General features: G+C 34.9%; 18 protein-coding genes, 3 tRNA genes and 1 other RNA gene. 16 read left to right on the top strand and 6 right to left on the bottom strand.

What is annotated here, in order from left to right; all coding sequences use genetic code 11:
• Window positions 1-359: 359 nt before the first annotated feature.
• From ILA26_RS10095 to ILA26_RS10065, 7 genes are all read left to right on the top strand, one after another.
• Window positions 360-638: a 50S ribosomal protein L44e gene (locus ILA26_RS10095; protein ID WP_116592620.1), complete on the top strand. Its 279-nt coding sequence runs from the start codon at window positions 360-362 to the stop codon at window positions 636-638.
• 10 nt (window positions 639-648) lie between these two features.
• Window positions 649-828 carry a 30S ribosomal protein S27e gene (locus ILA26_RS10090; RefSeq protein ID WP_067044971.1) on the top strand — a complete coding sequence of 60 codons (180 nt, stop codon included), beginning with the start codon at window positions 649-651 and terminating at the stop codon, window positions 826-828.
• A 65-nt stretch (window positions 829-893) separates the two neighbouring features.
• Window positions 894-1691 carry a translation initiation factor IF-2 subunit alpha gene (locus tag ILA26_RS10085; protein ID WP_292896903.1) on the top strand — a complete coding sequence of 266 codons (798 nt, stop codon included), beginning with the start codon at window positions 894-896 and terminating at the stop codon, window positions 1689-1691.
• Window positions 1692-1697: 6 nt separating this feature from the next.
• Window positions 1698-1868, top strand: a complete 171-nt coding sequence (locus ILA26_RS10080) for an RNA-protein complex protein Nop10 (RefSeq protein ID WP_292896901.1) — start codon at window positions 1698-1700, stop codon at window positions 1866-1868.
• 5 nt (window positions 1869-1873) lie between these two features.
• The gene (locus tag ILA26_RS10075) at window positions 1874-2647 is read left to right on the top strand and encodes a proteasome assembly chaperone family protein (protein WP_292896899.1); all 774 of its coding nucleotides are present in this window, start codon (window positions 1874-1876) and stop codon (window positions 2645-2647) included.
• Window positions 2648-2676: 29 nt separating this feature from the next.
• Window positions 2677-3222, top strand: coding sequence for a DUF2112 family protein (locus ILA26_RS10070; protein ID WP_292896897.1), 546 nt, complete (start codon window positions 2677-2679; stop codon window positions 3220-3222).
• 22 nt (window positions 3223-3244) lie between these two features.
• Window positions 3245-4423 (top strand): TIGR00375 family protein, encoded by a 1179-nt coding sequence (locus ILA26_RS10065; RefSeq protein ID WP_292896895.1) that lies wholly within the window; start codon window positions 3245-3247, stop codon window positions 4421-4423.
• A gap of 1 nt (window position 4424) precedes the next feature.
• Here ILA26_RS10065 and ILA26_RS10060 read toward each other — a convergent pair.
• From ILA26_RS10060 to ILA26_RS10050, 3 genes are all read right to left on the bottom strand, one after another.
• A tRNA-Arg gene (locus ILA26_RS10060) sits at window positions 4425-4498 on the bottom strand.
• A 55-nt stretch (window positions 4499-4553) separates the two neighbouring features.
• Window positions 4554-4627, bottom strand: a tRNA-Arg gene (locus ILA26_RS10055).
• An 87-nt stretch (window positions 4628-4714) separates the two neighbouring features.
• Window positions 4715-5248 (bottom strand): endoglucanase, encoded by a 534-nt coding sequence (locus ILA26_RS10050; RefSeq protein ID WP_292896893.1) that lies wholly within the window; start codon window positions 5246-5248, stop codon window positions 4715-4717.
• Between the two features lie 160 nt (window positions 5249-5408).
• On the opposite strand from ILA26_RS10050, the gene frhA reads away from it, so the two are divergent.
• From frhA to ILA26_RS10025, 5 genes are all read left to right on the top strand, one after another.
• The gene (gene frhA, locus ILA26_RS10045; protein ID WP_292896891.1) at window positions 5409-6635 is read left to right on the top strand and encodes a coenzyme F420 hydrogenase subunit alpha; all 1227 of its coding nucleotides are present in this window, start codon (window positions 5409-5411) and stop codon (window positions 6633-6635) included.
• A gap of 16 nt (window positions 6636-6651) precedes the next feature.
• Entirely contained in the window at window positions 6652-7221 is a 570-nt protein-coding gene (frhD, locus tag ILA26_RS10040; RefSeq protein ID WP_292896889.1) for a coenzyme F420-reducing hydrogenase, FrhD protein, read from the top strand.
• The gene (gene frhG, locus ILA26_RS10035; RefSeq protein ID WP_292896887.1) at window positions 7221-8072 is read left to right on the top strand and encodes a coenzyme F420 hydrogenase subunit gamma; all 852 of its coding nucleotides are present in this window, start codon (window positions 7221-7223) and stop codon (window positions 8070-8072) included. The genes frhD and frhG overlap by 1 nt, the downstream gene beginning before the upstream one ends.
• Window positions 8073-8083: 11 nt before the next feature.
• A complete protein-coding gene (gene frhB / locus ILA26_RS10030; protein WP_292896885.1) occupies window positions 8084-8935 on the top strand; it encodes a coenzyme F420 hydrogenase subunit beta in 852 nt (283 codons plus the stop codon).
• Between the two features lie 114 nt (window positions 8936-9049).
• A complete protein-coding gene (locus ILA26_RS10025; RefSeq protein ID WP_292896882.1) occupies window positions 9050-10096 on the top strand; it encodes a hypothetical protein in 1047 nt (348 codons plus the stop codon).
• 31 nt (window positions 10097-10127) lie between these two features.
• On the opposite strand, the gene map is transcribed toward ILA26_RS10025, so the two are convergent.
• On the bottom strand, window positions 10128-11045 hold the full coding sequence (gene map, locus ILA26_RS10020; RefSeq protein WP_292896880.1) for a type II methionyl aminopeptidase: 918 nt from the start codon (window positions 11043-11045) through the stop codon (window positions 10128-10130).
• 102 nt (window positions 11046-11147) lie between these two features.
• On the opposite strand from map, the gene ILA26_RS10015 reads away from it, so the two are divergent.
• The 4 genes from ILA26_RS10015 (at window position 11148) to rnpB (ending at window position 12555) form a co-directional block, all read left to right on the top strand.
• Entirely contained in the window at window positions 11148-11555 is a 408-nt protein-coding gene (locus ILA26_RS10015; RefSeq protein WP_292896878.1) for a hypothetical protein, read from the top strand.
• An 8-nt stretch (window positions 11556-11563) separates the two neighbouring features.
• Window positions 11564-12076, top strand: coding sequence for a hypothetical protein (locus tag ILA26_RS10010; protein WP_292896876.1), 513 nt, complete (start codon window positions 11564-11566; stop codon window positions 12074-12076).
• A 92-nt stretch (window positions 12077-12168) separates the two neighbouring features.
• Window positions 12169-12243, top strand: a tRNA-Met gene (locus tag ILA26_RS10005).
• A gap of 29 nt (window positions 12244-12272) precedes the next feature.
• Window positions 12273-12555, top strand: an RNA gene (gene rnpB / locus ILA26_RS10000) — RNase P RNA component.
• A gap of 12 nt (window positions 12556-12567) precedes the next feature.
• Here the strand turns inward: rnpB and ILA26_RS09995 are convergent.
• Together ILA26_RS09995 and ILA26_RS09990 are read right to left on the bottom strand one after the other, a co-directional pair.
• On the bottom strand, window positions 12568-13179 hold the full coding sequence (locus tag ILA26_RS09995) for a hypothetical protein (RefSeq protein WP_292896874.1): 612 nt from the start codon (window positions 13177-13179) through the stop codon (window positions 12568-12570).
• The gene (locus ILA26_RS09990) at window positions 13180-13758 is read right to left on the bottom strand and encodes a flavodoxin (RefSeq protein ID WP_292896872.1); all 579 of its coding nucleotides are present in this window, start codon (window positions 13756-13758) and stop codon (window positions 13180-13182) included.
• Window positions 13759-14243 lie beyond the last annotated feature (485 nt).

Raw genomic sequence — 14243 nt, 5'->3', positions numbered from 1 at the left:
TCAAAAAACAATGCCAAAATCAAGAAAACGAACATTCAAGACCAAACGAGGCGTTTTAAAACGAATCTATCGCAGAGATCTCATTTGGAATGACAATCGCAAAAAGGATTTTGAAAATCAACAAAGTTTTTGAAAGAGTCGCTAATTTTCCATTACCTTTAAATAACTTAATAAATAGATATACTAATCGTATCTATTTGTGATATTAAAAAATTATATTTTATATAATTTGGATTTCTGCTGTGTGTAGACTTGATGCGTTACAATACAGTTTTGATCTCTACTTTTTCGTAATATAAATGGAGTTTAGATAAATTCATGGATAGGTTTACAATGATTTATTAATTTACGGTGAAAAGATGAAAATACCAAAAGAAAAAAGAACATACTGTCCACACTGTAAAAGACATACAGTACATGAAGTTCACACTGCTAAAAGAAGAAAAGCTAGTGAATTAACATGGGGACAAAGACAATTCAGACGTGTAACTGCTGGTTACAGAGGTTACCCAAGGCCTTTACCTGCTGGAAATAAACCTGTTAAAAAATTAGACTTAAGACTTAAATGTAAAGAATGTGGTAAATCTCACATCAAACAATCTTTCAGAACAGGAAAACCTGAATTTGTAGCTAAATAAGGTGATTAACATGGTTAGTAAAGGTAGAGGAAACTTTTTAAAAGTTAAATGTTTAGATTGTGATAATGAACAAGTAATTTTTGATCGTGCTGCATCCGATGTAAAATGTATCATTTGTGGTAAAACACTCGTTAAATCTCGTGGTGCTAAAGCTAAAATTACTGCACACATCGAAAAAGTTTTAAACTAAATTTTTAGTTTTTAACTTATTTTTTACTATTTTTTATAATTTTTTTTATTAATGTTGGTGAGAATATGGTAAGAAAAAGTCAAGAATGGCCTGATGAAGGAGAACTTATTGTCGGTACTGTTTACAAAGTTCTTAATTATGGGGCTTTTGCTAAATTAGAAGAATATCAGGGCAAAGAAGCTTTTATTCATATTTCTGAGGTATCTTCTGGTTGGGTTAAAAATATCAGAGATCATGTAAGAGAAAACCAAAAAATCGTTTGTCGTGTTCTCAGAGTAAACCCTAAAAAAGGGCATGTTGATGCTTCCTTGAAAAGAATTCGTGAAGACCAAAGAACTAAAAAAATCCAACATTGGAAAATTGAACAAAAAGCTGAAAAATTCTTAGAATTGTCTGCTAAATCCTTAGATAAAAGTTTAGATGAAGCTTATGATGAAGTAGGTTATGAGCTTATGGACATCTTTGGTGATGTTTATGGTGCTTTTGAAACCGCTGCTGATGAAGGTGCTGAATCTTTAACTGAAGAAGGTATACCTCAAGATTGGGCTGATGCTATTACAGAGGTAGCTAAAAAGAATATTACTCCTCCGGAAGTTCATATTAGTGGTTATGTAGATATAGAAACATTCGTGCCTGATGGTGTGGACGTTATTATTGCTGCATTAAAAGCTGCTGAAGATAATGAAGGTGAGGAAGAGGAAATCAAAGTTCAATGTGTTGGTGCACCAAGATACAGAATCACTGTCAAATCCACTGATTATATTTTAGCAGAAAAATCTCTTAAAGCCGCAGCTGAAAGATGTATTGAAGTTGTTGAAGAATCTGGTGGTAATGGTTCATTTTTAAGAGAGTTAGATAATTAGATTCTTATGAATATGAAAATGAATAAATGTCCTGAATGTGGGATATATACTTTAAAAGATGCTTGCCCTAAATGTGGTGGGCAACTTAAAGTAATTTATCCTCCTAAATTTTCTATTGAGGATAAATACGGTAAATATAGACGTATATTAAAAAAAGAATCAATGAATAAGGAGTAATGCGAATGAAAACTACTGAAATTACTGTTTTAGAAGAAGTTGAATTGAATAATCCTATTTTCATAGAAGCATTGCCTGGTCTTGGACATGTTGGTAAATTGGCTGCTGATCATATGATTGATGAGTTAGGGGCTACAAAATTTGCTGAAGTTTATTCTCCAACCTTCCCTCCTCAAGTTCTTGTAAAAGACGAGGGGATCATTGAAAACATGTTCAATGAGTTATACTACTTAAAGGATGTAGGTGAAGATAACTTAGATTTAATCATTCTTGTAGGAAACACTCAATCATTGTCTCCGGAAGGTCAATATTTGACCTGTAAGGAAATTCTAGATTTTGTTACTCAATTTGATATCGATAGAATTTTCACATTAGGCGGTATGGTTACTTCACCACAGCCTGTTGAAAATCCTAAAGTTTTCGGAGCAGCTACCTGTGAAGAATATGTTGAGTTATTGAAAGAGGCAGATATTGAAATCAGGGCCAATGATGGAGGAATTGTCGGAGCTTCCGGACTATTTTTAGGTTTAGGAGTTCGTCAAGGAATTCAAGGTTCATGTCTTATGGGTGAAACTCCAGGTTATTTCATTGATGCAGAATCTGCTGAAGCTATCTTGGAAAAATTAGCGCTTTTACTCAATTTTGAAATCAATACTGATAAATTAGAAGAAAGGGCTGAAGAAACCAGACAAATGATTGCTAAGGCTCAACAAATGGAACAGGATATGATTAATAAGGCTAATGCTGGAAATGCTGATGATTTAAGGTATATTGGATAATCCAATATATTATTTTTTTTACTTTTTTTATGAATGTTATAGTTATACCCGACGCTTCTATGATTGTCATTCCATTGATTGAAAAGAATGGCCACACTTATTTATCTCCCACTGATTTTTCCCGTTATGATAATATGGATATTTGCGAAGGGAATTTGCAATTTGATAATTTAATCTCCAGATATTCCTCAAGTGAACTGCCGTCAGGTGTCAAATCAAGATTATATCTATTTTCTAAAATTATTGACAAGGCAGATGCCGCCATAATTTTGGGCAAACGCCCTAAGGAATATGAAAGGATGTATGATACATTAAACAACTTGATTTTGTTCGGTGGAAATGCTTGCAACAACGCACACGCCCTAATGATTAAGATTGTTGAGGATTTGAATATTCCAACATTGAAGTTGCCTTTTCCAACAAATCAGAAAGAGTTAATTGACCTAATCAATAACACCAATTATTTCCTAAAATCTCTCAAATCAAGCAATGATGACATAAGTGTGGATTTGTATCCAAAAAAAGAGAAATATCCTATTTCTGATGTTAAGGAAATTTTGGATAAGTTAATATAATTTTTATTACTAACTATTAACCATGTTAGTAAATGCTGATTTTCACATTCACAGTTGCTTTTCAATGGCCTCCTCAAAGGACATGCTGATTAAGAACATGGCTCCGAAATCCAAATTGAAGGGATTGGGGCTTTTGGGAACAGGTGATGCATTTCATCCTGGATGGTTGGATATTATTGAGGAAACTACAACCTATTCCGGTGATGGAATTTATACTTATGATGATATGGACTTCGTGTTGACAACTGAAGTTGAAGGAAAAAACAGGATTCACCATGTAATTATCATTCCGGACATTGATATTGCTAGGGAATTATCAGCCAAATTGCCATCCCGAAACAAGACGGCTGACGGCAGGCCTAAAACTCATTACGGTGGAGTTGAACTTTTGGAGTTGGTTAGAGATTACGACTGTCTAATCGGACCTGCCCATGCATTCACTCCCTGGACTGGAATGTATAAGTCTTTTGATAGCATTTATGATTGCTATGAGAAGAAACCTGATTTTGTGGAATTGGGATTATCAGCGGATACATATATGGCTGATACAATTTCCGAACTTAAGGATTTTCCATTTCTTTCTAATTCTGATGCACATTCCCCTTGGCCTCACAGGTTGGGTCGTGAGTTTAATCAAATTGAGCTTGATGATATGTCCTACTCTTCAATAAAAAAGGCAATAAAACATAAGGATGTTAAAGCAAATTATGGTCTTGTTCCAAACTTGGGCAAGTACCACATGACTGCATGCACCAAATGCTATAAGTTGGTGGATCCGGCAGTTGCAAAGCAGAACAACATGAATTGCAGCTGTGGTGGAAAAATCAAAAAGGGTGTTGACTTCAGGATATCTGAAATTGCGGATTTAAAAGAACCTGTTCATCCTAGTTTCAGGCCTAAATATGTTCATCTGATGCCCTTGGCGGAAATAATCTCATCTGTCTATGGTAAAGGAGTCACAACTAAGACTGTTCAGGGTTTATGGCAGAAGTTGATTGATAGTTTCAAAACAGAAATTGATGTATTGATTAACGTTGATTTGTCAGATATCAAAAAAATCGATTCAAGTATTGCTTTGGCCGTGGAATCATTCAGAAACCGTTCAGTTGAAATTATTCCTGGCGGTGGCGGCAAGTATGGCGAAATAATATTTGAAAAAGAAGAAAAGAAAGATAATGTTGTTACTTTGGATAATTTTTAAGCGGACTTGGAGGGATTTGAACCCTCGATCTTAAGATTAGGAGTCTTACGCCCTTCCAGACTAGGCTACAAGCCCACAAATATAAGGTTGTTACTTTTTGAAAATATTTTAAAAAAAGAATCAGTAAGAGCGGACCCGCCGGGATTTGAACCCGGGGTCTTCGGATTAGAAGTCCGACGCCCTATCCAGCTAGGCTACGGGCCCTCACATACAACAATAATTATTTTGTTTTTTGTATTATATATAGTTATCTATTCTATTAAAAAAATAAAAAAGGATTAAAAATAATCCTTATGCTCTTTCAGTCATTCCAGTTGCATCATTAACTGCAATACCGTCTACAGCATTACCGTCAGCATCATAAACTGTGAAATACCAGTATCCGCCAGAGTAATATCCTCCGCCCGCATAACAACCGTCTTCTGCTATTGCATCATTTGCGATACTTTGTGCAGATGAGTATGATAATTTGGTTGAACTTGAGCTGCTTGAACCAGAACTTGAACTTCCACTGGAACTAGACCCTGAACTGCTTGAACCTGAGCTTGAACTTCCACTTGAACTTCCACTGGAACTGGAGCCTGAACTGGAGGATCCTGAACTTCCAGTACTTGCGCTACTTCCTGAAGTTGTTGCTACAGATGCACTAGATCCGTTTCCAAGAGTGGTGTTGTTTCCAAGTCCATTGCCAGTATTGTCATTTGAACCCATACTGGATAAATCAGAGAATATTGGACTGTCACTGTTGGTTATACCATATGCTGCAACAGCGGCTGCAATACATAATACTATAATTATTGAAATAATTACATTTGCTTTATCCAATTTTATACCTCCTGAAATTATATATTAAATATAATAATATAATTAAGATTTTCATATGTTATATATATTTCTATTTAGCACTTTTGGGTATCACTTATTAATAATAATAAATATATACATATAATGTTAGTTTCTAATTTCTTAATTTGAGGTGACATATTTGAAAGATAGAGTAGTTATATCTCCTACAACTCGTCAAGAAGGCCATGCCGAACTCGTCATGGAAGTTGATGATGAAGGGATAGTTACAAAAGGTATGTATTTTAGTATTACTCCTGTAAGGGGTTTAGAAAAGATGGTTCTTAGCAAAGCACCTGAAACAGCTCCAGTTTTATGTCAAAGAATCTGTGGAGTATGTCCAATTCCACATACTTTAGCATCTGCTGAAGCTATCGATCAGGCATTAGGAATTGAAATTCCTAAAGCAGCTAGATTGTTAAGAGAAGCTACCTTAGCAGCACACAACATTAACAGTGCAGCTATTCACCACTTCTTAGTAGCACCTGACTTCGTCCCAGACGAATTATTTGCAGCTGCTGTTGACAGTGTTAGTGAAGTAAGAAAAAATGTACAATATGTTGTTGACATGATTGCTGGTGAAGGTATTCACCCATCTGATGTAAGAGTTGGAGGAATGGCAAGAAACATTACTCCATTTGCAAAAGAAAGATTAATAGAAAGAATGACTGCACTTAAACCTAAACTTGAAGCACACATTGAATTAATCAAAAACTGTGTTGCTGAAAGCGCTGAAAAAATGGGTATGCCAGAAGACTTAGGTGTAGTTAACCAACCATTACTCGCTGTACACCCAACTTACGGTGTAAACGAGTTTGACATGGATGCATTTTCCGAAGTTTTACCTGAAGCATGGTATGATGACCCTGAAGTAGGTAAAAGAGGATGTTCCGTTATTCCATTAATCAATGGTACTAACGTTGAAACCGGTCCTAGAGCAAGAATGGAAAAATTCCAAGGATTCAAAGGTAAAGGTGTCATTGCTCAACACGTAGCTCGTGCTGACGAAATGATGAAAAACTACGAAGCATGTATGGAAGCATTAGACGCAATTGATCCTGCAGCATCTGCAAGAGCAGACTATGATCCTAGAGGTACTGGTGAACTCGGATTCGGTATTATCGAAGGTCCTAGAGGAACCAACGCTCACATGGCAAAAGTTGAAGATGGAAAAACCAAATTCTACTCTGCAATTGTGCCAACCACTTGGAACATTCCAACAATGGGTCCTGCTACAGAAGGATTCCATCATGAATTTGGTCCACACGTTATCAGAGCATACGACCCATGTTTATCCTGTGCTACTCACGTGATGGTTGTGGATGATGAAGACAAATCCATTCTCAAAAACGAAATGGTGAGAATCTAAGTTGGAGGAAAAATAAATGCCTTATGATTCGGAGATTATCGTTATAGGATGCGGAAATATATTATTTAAAGATGATGGATTCGGTCCAATTCTTATTAATATTCTACAAAAATACGCTAATGACAAAAACGATTATTACGATCCAGCAGTTACTGCATACGTAGAAGATGAATTTGATAAAGATATATTGAACCAGATTAAAGAGAAATTTGAAGGCATCGAATTGCCTGAAAGTATTCAATTTATAGATGGTGGAACCGCAGCTCCTGTTAATTTCTTCCCACTCTATGAGAATTACGACTGGAAAAAATTAATAGTTATTGATGTAGTTGAGTTTGATGCAGAACCTGGAACTGTTGACGTATTCGATCCGAATATAATGAAAATAGGAAAATACGACAACCCTCACGGAATGACAGTGGAAGAACCACTTCAAAAGATTTCTGAAAACTGTGAGGTTGTTGTAGTGGGCTGTAAACCGGCTGAAATTCCAACTCCGGATATTGATATGGGATTAACAGATCCCGTCACAGAGGCAATTCCTAAAGCTATTGATCTTATTTTAAATGAAATCGGGGTAAAATAATGTTTGATAAATTGAAAAAAGCTTTTGGCGGTTCTAAAGAAGAAGTCGCACCAAAAGTAGAAGAAAAAGTTGAAGCTGCTCCTGTAGAAACACCGGTTGAAACTGCACCTGCAGAAGAACCAAAAGCTGCTTCAGCAAAACCACGTATCGGTTACATACACTTAAGTGGTTGTACTGGAGATGCAATGTCTTTAACTGAAAACTATGACATTTTATCCACAGTTTTAACTGATATGGTTGATATTGTATACGGACAAACTTTAGTTGATAAATGGATTCACGGAACTTACGCTGAAGAAATGCCTGAAATGGACTTATGTTTAATTGAAGGATCAGTTTGTTTACAAGATGAACACAGTTTACACGAAATCCAAGAAGCAAGGAAAAAATCTGGATTAATTTGTGCATTCGGTTCCTGTGCTATGACCGGTTGTTTCACAACCTTCGCACGTGGAGGCCAACAAGCACAACCTAAACACGAATCCTTTGTACCAGTCAGCTCCTTAGTAAAAGTTGACTTAGCACTTCCAGGTTGTCCTGTAGCTCCTGAAATGATTGCAAAAACAGTTGTAGCATTATGTAACGGAGACATGGAATACTTACAACCTGCAATCGACAAAGCTGCTTGCAGTACTGGTTGTGGCTGTGACGTATTAACTAACGTCATCCGTAACGGATTATGTAGTGGATGTGGAACTTGTGCTCTAGCTTGTCCTACAAGAGCTATGGGCTTTACTGAAGGTAGACCTAGCTGTGACAGAGACAGATGTATTAAATGTGGATCTTGCTACGCAATGTGTCCAAGAGCATGGTTACCAATTAAAAGAATTAAAGAGGAAACTGGATTATAGGAGGAATGAATATGGTATTAGGTACTTACAAAGAAGCAATTTCTGCTAGATCTACTGATAGCAAAATTTTAGATGTATCCCAAGATGGAGGAATCGTATCTGCATTACTATGTTACGCACTCGATGAAGGAATCCTCGAAGGTGCTGTAGTTGCTGGAACTCCTGATGACGATTGGAGACCAATCCCTACTGTAGTAACCTCATCCGATGAAGTTATTGCAGCAGCAGGAACCAAATACTCAATGTCTCCTACCTTATCCGCTTTAAAAGAAGCAACCCGTCAATACGGACTTGAAAAAGTTGGTGTAGTAGCAACTCCATGTCAAGTACAAGGTTTAAGAAAAGCTAAAGCTTACCCAATGACTAGATTCGTTGCTGATAAAGTAAAATTAATCATTGGTATCTACTGTATGGAAAACTTCCCTATGGCTTCTCTTGACACCTTCGCTACCGCTAAATTAGGATTTGACAGTTTAACTGATGCTACCAAAATGGACATCGGTAAAGGTAAATTCTGGTTAACCAAAGACGGTGAAGACAACGGTTTAGCTATTAAAGAAACTCACGGATACGAACAAGCAGGATGTAACATCTGTATGGATTACGTTGCTGAATGGGCTGACGTATCTACCGGTTCTGTAGGATCTCCTGATGGATGGTCCACTGTTTTAACAAGAACCGATGACGGTGATTCCATCTTTAAAGCTGCTGTTGATGCTGGTTTAATCGAAACCAAACCAATGGATGAAGTAAAACCTGGTCTCGGCTTACTTGAAAAATTAGCTAAAGGTAAAAAGGACAAAAACGGAAAAGAACGTGAAAACAGAGCTAAATTAGGATTACCACTTCCTGTGGAATACTAATTCTCTTTTTTCTTTTTTATTTTTTTTTCTTCTATTTTTTTTAAAATTAACTTCATATTCTTTAATATTAACTTTAAATATTATATCAAATATATTATACATGGGAGGTTGAATATGAATGTCAATAAATTACTTATTTTCATGATAGCGTTAGCGTTCTTAGTATCTGTAAACTTTGCATTTGCAGTAGATGAAAATGTGACTGATATCGCTATGGATTCTATTGATGAGGATGTTGATGTGTCATTGCAAGAAGCAGAATCTTCAGATGTTTTAGAAAGTGCTGATGGTTCAGACGAGGTACTTTCACAGGAAGTTGATGTTTCCAATTCTCAGACTGTTTCTCCAGGTAAGGTGAGCAACAGATATATGGATGGTGTAATTTATGAAGCAACTTTTTATGAATCAGATGGAGTTCCCCTAAGAAATGCAATCGTTTTTTGCGGTGTAAATTCAGTTTCTTATGGAATAAATGCCACAACCGATTCCAATGGTGTTGCTAAATTTGCATTGTCACTTACCAATGGAAATTATAAGCTTTATTTGATAAATTCAGTAACTGGAGATGTGGCTTCAGATGATTTGAAGGTTTTTGATGTATTAACTGGTGGAAAAAATCTTAAAGAATATTTCAATAGCGGTAAATATTATACTGTTCGTGCATTTGACAATAATGGAAACCCTGTAACTGCAGGTAAAACTGTTACTTTTATGGTGGCATACAATAAGGTTAACAGTAAAACCTATAAGATTTCAACAGTAACTAAAAAATATGCTGTAAAAACTGATAAAAATGGTTTTGCAAAATTGAAAGTTAATTTTCAACCGGGAACATATGCTGTTGTAGCTAAATATGGCGATTATGGTGCAATTAATACAATAACTGTTAAGCCGACATTAATTCATTTAACTAAAGTTCATTCTATCGGCAAAAAAACTTTTAAATTTAAGATTAAATTGCTTAATAATAAAGGTAAGGTGCTAAAAAATAAAAAAATCACAGTTAAATTCAATAAAAAAACTTACAAGGTTAAAACAAATAAAAAAGGAATAGCATTGTTCAAAATCAAAGCACCTAAAAAAACAGGATACTTTAAACTTGTATCAAAATACAAAAATGCTAAAACTACAACTTTATTACAACAATATAGAGTTTATTGAAGAGATTAAATCTCTTCTAATATTTTTTTTTTTAAATAGTTGTAACAGTACAACCTTCTTTTTCAACAATAACAGTATGTTCCTTTTGGCTTACAAAGCAATCCTTTTTCTCACGTAATGGAGCATATGGATAGATTGCCATTGCATCTGCCAATTGCTTAAGTGCAATGTTTCCTTTTCTCTCACCGAACTCATTGGTGATCCATCTTCCTGAAAATGGGACATATGCATGGTTGTGTTGAATGTATTTTAAGACTTTCTGGGTTGTTCTCATTCTGAATGGTTTGTTTGCAATATATGAGTAAATGTAATGGCCTGGAGCGTCATTGACGATACCTTCTCCATTTGTTGCAAAAGGTTCTATTGCAATTGCCTGACCTTCATCCAAAACAAATCCGTCATGGTTGTTGTAGTTAGGTATGGAAATACCTGCATGCAAGTTGTTTTGCTCAAGACTGTGTCCTGTCAAGTTGAATATTGGATTTAGATTATATTCTGAAATTGCCTCGTGAACTGCAGCCCCTATTTTTGATACTTCCACTCCTGCCCTGACTGTAGCTATTGCTGCTTCAAGTCCTGCTGCGGATGCTTCCACTATTTCCTCATGCAAGTTTATCTCGTCCTGTGTGTAGTTTTCGCTGATGTTTCCGTCTGCGATGACTGTCACTGCGGTGTCTGCAATGTATCCATCAATCATGGCACCTAAATCAAGTTTTACCATGTCTCCGGCATGAATCACTGTTTCATCACCTGCAGGGGAGGTGTAATGTGCAGCAACCTCATTTAATGATACATTACATGGAAACGCAATATCTGCACCTGCTTTTAATATCTCGCTTTCCACATATTCGACAAGATCAATAACTAAAGTTCCATCTTTAATCATTTTTGAAGCTTCGCCACGAATTTTAGAAGCAAGTTTTCCAGATTTAATATAAGATTCTATCATAAATTTTTACCTTCTATTTTAATAATTAAATATTTAATTGATAAACTTTATATAATATTTTATATTAGATTTATTAATATATTACTTGGAGGTTTTAAAAAAATGGATATTCCTACAATACCTGACCAAATGTTTCTGTTAATTATTTTGGTTATTGTTGCTATTGTACTCATTATTATTGTTGCACAATGGAGAAGCATTGCTAAATCCAAAAATGAGATTAAATTACTTGAAAAAGAAATTGAACTCAAAAAAATGTCCATGGTGGAAAAAGATATTGAATCCAAAAGATTAATGGACAATCCTATTCCATTACCAAAAGAGCAACAAGACAGTCTTTCAGCTATTAGACAATCCACAACTGAAGCTAGAAGCCGTGTTGGATATCTTCATTCTGAAATTAATGAAAGATTGGCCAGATTGGAAGCTGAAACAGAGCAAAAAAAATTAGAAAAAATGCTTAAAGAAATTGAAAGAAAAGAAGCTAAACTTCAAAAAATGAATAAATAGGTGGAAAAATGGATGCTACAGAATCAATAGCAGTAATAATTTTAATTGTCGCTATTGTTGTTTTAGTTTACTATTATTTATTGAATAGTCCAGGTTCTTTGGATAAGTTACGTAGCTTTGTTCCAACAACTGCTGATGCACATATGGATGAAGTTTTAGGTGGCAAACCTGCTGATTTAACAACAACTGAAAAACCTAAAAAAGATTCAGAATCTGTAACTAAAAGAATAAAAGTTAAATTAAGTGACATTGACATGGCAGGAATTAATACTGATGCATTTTCTAGCAAAATTGATGCATTCCTTGATGCTAAAAGTGATGAATTAATTAAGGACTGGTCATTGGCTACTACTAGTGATTTAGAAGATCTTCAATCTAAATTCTCCGAAACAACTGCTAATGTTGATTCATTAGAGAAAGATTATCTCGAATTTAAAAAATCTTCTAAAGAGTTCCAAGAAGTAACTCAAGAAAAATTAAATGACTTGGATAAAAGGATTGAATCATTAGAAAATAAATAATTTTATTTTCTTTGATTTTCCCATTTTTATAGAAAACTTTATATACTATCTTTGTCATAATTAGTATTAGTTATTACTACTGTTTTTCGTATAGCAGGGTGGGGTAGTCTGGTGAACCCGCGGGGCTCATAACCCCGAGATCCCTAGTTCAAATCTAGGCCCTGCTACATTTTACTTAATTTAATTATTTTTCATGGCAAGTTAAAGATAGCTGCTGGTTTTTTTAAACTAAGGAAACTCCGCACATCAATACAATAACTATGGCGTTGAAAGACGTATGCTGAGAAGCATGACCCTGGAGCAGAAACGACACGGCTTTTAATGGTAGACGATGATACTTGATTGAGGACATTAAAAGAAGCGGTGAAACGGCCATTCCATAGGATGCAAGAACAAAAATGCCGATAATCGATTGTGTAGGCAAGGTAGTTCGCTAAGATGAATGCTATTAAACAGAATGTGGGTTACTCTTAACAGGCCATGAATATTAATTAATTTACTTTTTTTAAGATAATCGAAAGAATTAGTCTTGTTAAAACAGTTATCATCAATATTATGCACAGGTATTCAAGGATATTGATGAAAACATTTCCTGTTGCTAAGCTAAATCCTAAATTTCCAGTCAAATGATTGTAAAAGTCAACTTGGATAAAGGAATATGCTCCAAGAATTATTATTGCAAGTTCAATCAAATGCATTGTCTTGTTGCCTATCTTTTTAAACATTTTATCCAAGTTGAATCCCAGGTGTATTCCTAGGAGTATCAAAGTAATATATGCTAAAATCTTGTGATATGAAATGATGGTCAAATTTTCGATATTTAGGAATGGCAATATGTAATGACTTGACAATATGCCAAAAAGACATGTTAGGCCAAATGAGATAAAAAAGACTATATTGACTATCAGAAGTGCCTTTCGCCTTGAGTTATACTTTCCATTATTGATGCTTTTCAGATAATTCTTGTTTAAAATGAGATGTATGACTACAAGAATGATTAATGCGATTCCAATTATCTCGTGGATTTCGCTTGGTAAATATGTTTTGGAATATTCTATCAGCATTAAAATGAGCAATAGAATATCCACAATCATTTTTTTCATTTAATAACCTAAACCTTTAAGCCAATCAATGGTTTGCTGTTTTCCATCATCGCTTCTTGCGACTTTGCCTTCCAGTGCAAGGCCTTTTGTGTTAACATCAGCATTAGGAAGCTTTTCCTGTATGGTTTGATATGTTCCGGAGTCGCCTGATCCTTCATGTGTGTTGAATGGAATGATCTTTTTGCCGTTGAAGTCATATTCTTCCATGAATGTGTACATGATCATTGGAAGGTCTCCCCACCATATGGGATAACCTACAAATACTGTATCGTAGCTATCAAAATTATCGATTTTTCCGGTAATCTTTGGTCTTGCGTTGTCGTCTTTTTCTTTTTGTGCAAGTTCAGTGCATTTATCATAATTGTCAGGGTACTTATCTATAGGAACTATCTCAAATGAGTCAGCTTTCAAGTATTCCTTGATGTATGATGCAACCATTGCTGTGTTTCCAACCTCGACATTGCCCACATTGTAATTTTCGCCTGTTCTTGAAAAATACACGACCAATGTCTTGCTGTCTGTATTATTTTTGTTTAAAATGTCGTTTGCAGCGGTTTCAGCATCGCTAAGAGCTGTCACCTCACTGATTCCAATTCCCAATACGATTAGTATTATTGTGAAAATGAGGATTTTTCGTTTTATGTTTAATATGTTGATGCTTGCAACATTTATATGTTGGTATTTAGTCAGTGTTGACTAACTGGGTTGTTTAAATATTATAGTGTAAAAATATTAATTTAACTAATTTGAGTAAGATTTTCATGACAAAAGATTTATCATTATAATGCAAGAATACCATGACCTCTTTAGGTCGTGGATGAATTGCGCTGTTGTGTGTACTATCTTTTTTTAATAACTTTTATTTTTATTTATTTTGTGTTTTTTTGGATGTTATTTTTTTTTTACATGATTTTTTTTCAGTATACATTTTTTTTCATGTTGATTATAATATTGTTTTGGGTGTGAAAAATTGTTCTGAGTACGTTATTTGATTACTTTCCAAATGCTCTTGCTCTTTTTTTATATATAACTAATTTACAAAGGATATGTTGTGCAATATTAAT

Origin of the sequence: Methanobrevibacter sp. (assembly GCF_017940815.1) — an archaeon.
GTDB lineage: Archaea > Methanobacteriota > Methanobacteria > Methanobacteriales > Methanobacteriaceae > Methanocatella.
This window is presented reverse-complemented; position numbering and strand designations above follow the sequence as displayed.

Bases quoted from the DNA above. Each gene is read 5' to 3' on its own strand.
- ILA26_RS10090 (WP_067044971.1), top strand. From the start codon at position 649: ATGGTTAGTAAAGGTAGAGGAAACTTTTTAAAAGTTAAATGTTTAGAT.
- ILA26_RS10085 (WP_292896903.1), top strand. From the start codon at position 894: ATGGTAAGAAAAAGTCAAGAATGGCCTGATGAAGGAGAACTTATTGTC.
- ILA26_RS09995 (WP_292896874.1), bottom strand. From the start codon at position 13,179: ATGAAAAAAATGATTGTGGATATTCTATTGCTCATTTTAATGCTGATA.
- frhD (WP_292896889.1), top strand. From the start codon at position 6,652: ATGCCTTATGATTCGGAGATTATCGTTATAGGATGCGGAAATATATTA.
- ILA26_RS10070 (WP_292896897.1), top strand. From the start codon at position 2,677: ATGAATGTTATAGTTATACCCGACGCTTCTATGATTGTCATTCCATTG.
- ILA26_RS10095 (WP_116592620.1), top strand. From the start codon at position 360: ATGAAAATACCAAAAGAAAAAAGAACATACTGTCCACACTGTAAAAGA.
- ILA26_RS10075 (WP_292896899.1), top strand. From the start codon at position 1,874: ATGAAAACTACTGAAATTACTGTTTTAGAAGAAGTTGAATTGAATAAT.
- frhG (WP_292896887.1), top strand. From the start codon at position 7,221: ATGTTTGATAAATTGAAAAAAGCTTTTGGCGGTTCTAAAGAAGAAGTC.
- ILA26_RS10015 (WP_292896878.1), top strand. From the start codon at position 11,148: ATGGATATTCCTACAATACCTGACCAAATGTTTCTGTTAATTATTTTG.
- ILA26_RS10025 (WP_292896882.1), top strand. From the start codon at position 9,050: ATGAATGTCAATAAATTACTTATTTTCATGATAGCGTTAGCGTTCTTA.
- ILA26_RS10065 (WP_292896895.1), top strand. From the start codon at position 3,245: ATGTTAGTAAATGCTGATTTTCACATTCACAGTTGCTTTTCAATGGCC.
- map (WP_292896880.1), bottom strand. From the start codon at position 11,045: ATGATAGAATCTTATATTAAATCTGGAAAACTTGCTTCTAAAATTCGT.
- ILA26_RS10010 (WP_292896876.1), top strand. From the start codon at position 11,564: ATGGATGCTACAGAATCAATAGCAGTAATAATTTTAATTGTCGCTATT.
- frhB (WP_292896885.1), top strand. From the start codon at position 8,084: ATGGTATTAGGTACTTACAAAGAAGCAATTTCTGCTAGATCTACTGAT.
- ILA26_RS10080 (WP_292896901.1), top strand. From the start codon at position 1,698: ATGAATATGAAAATGAATAAATGTCCTGAATGTGGGATATATACTTTA.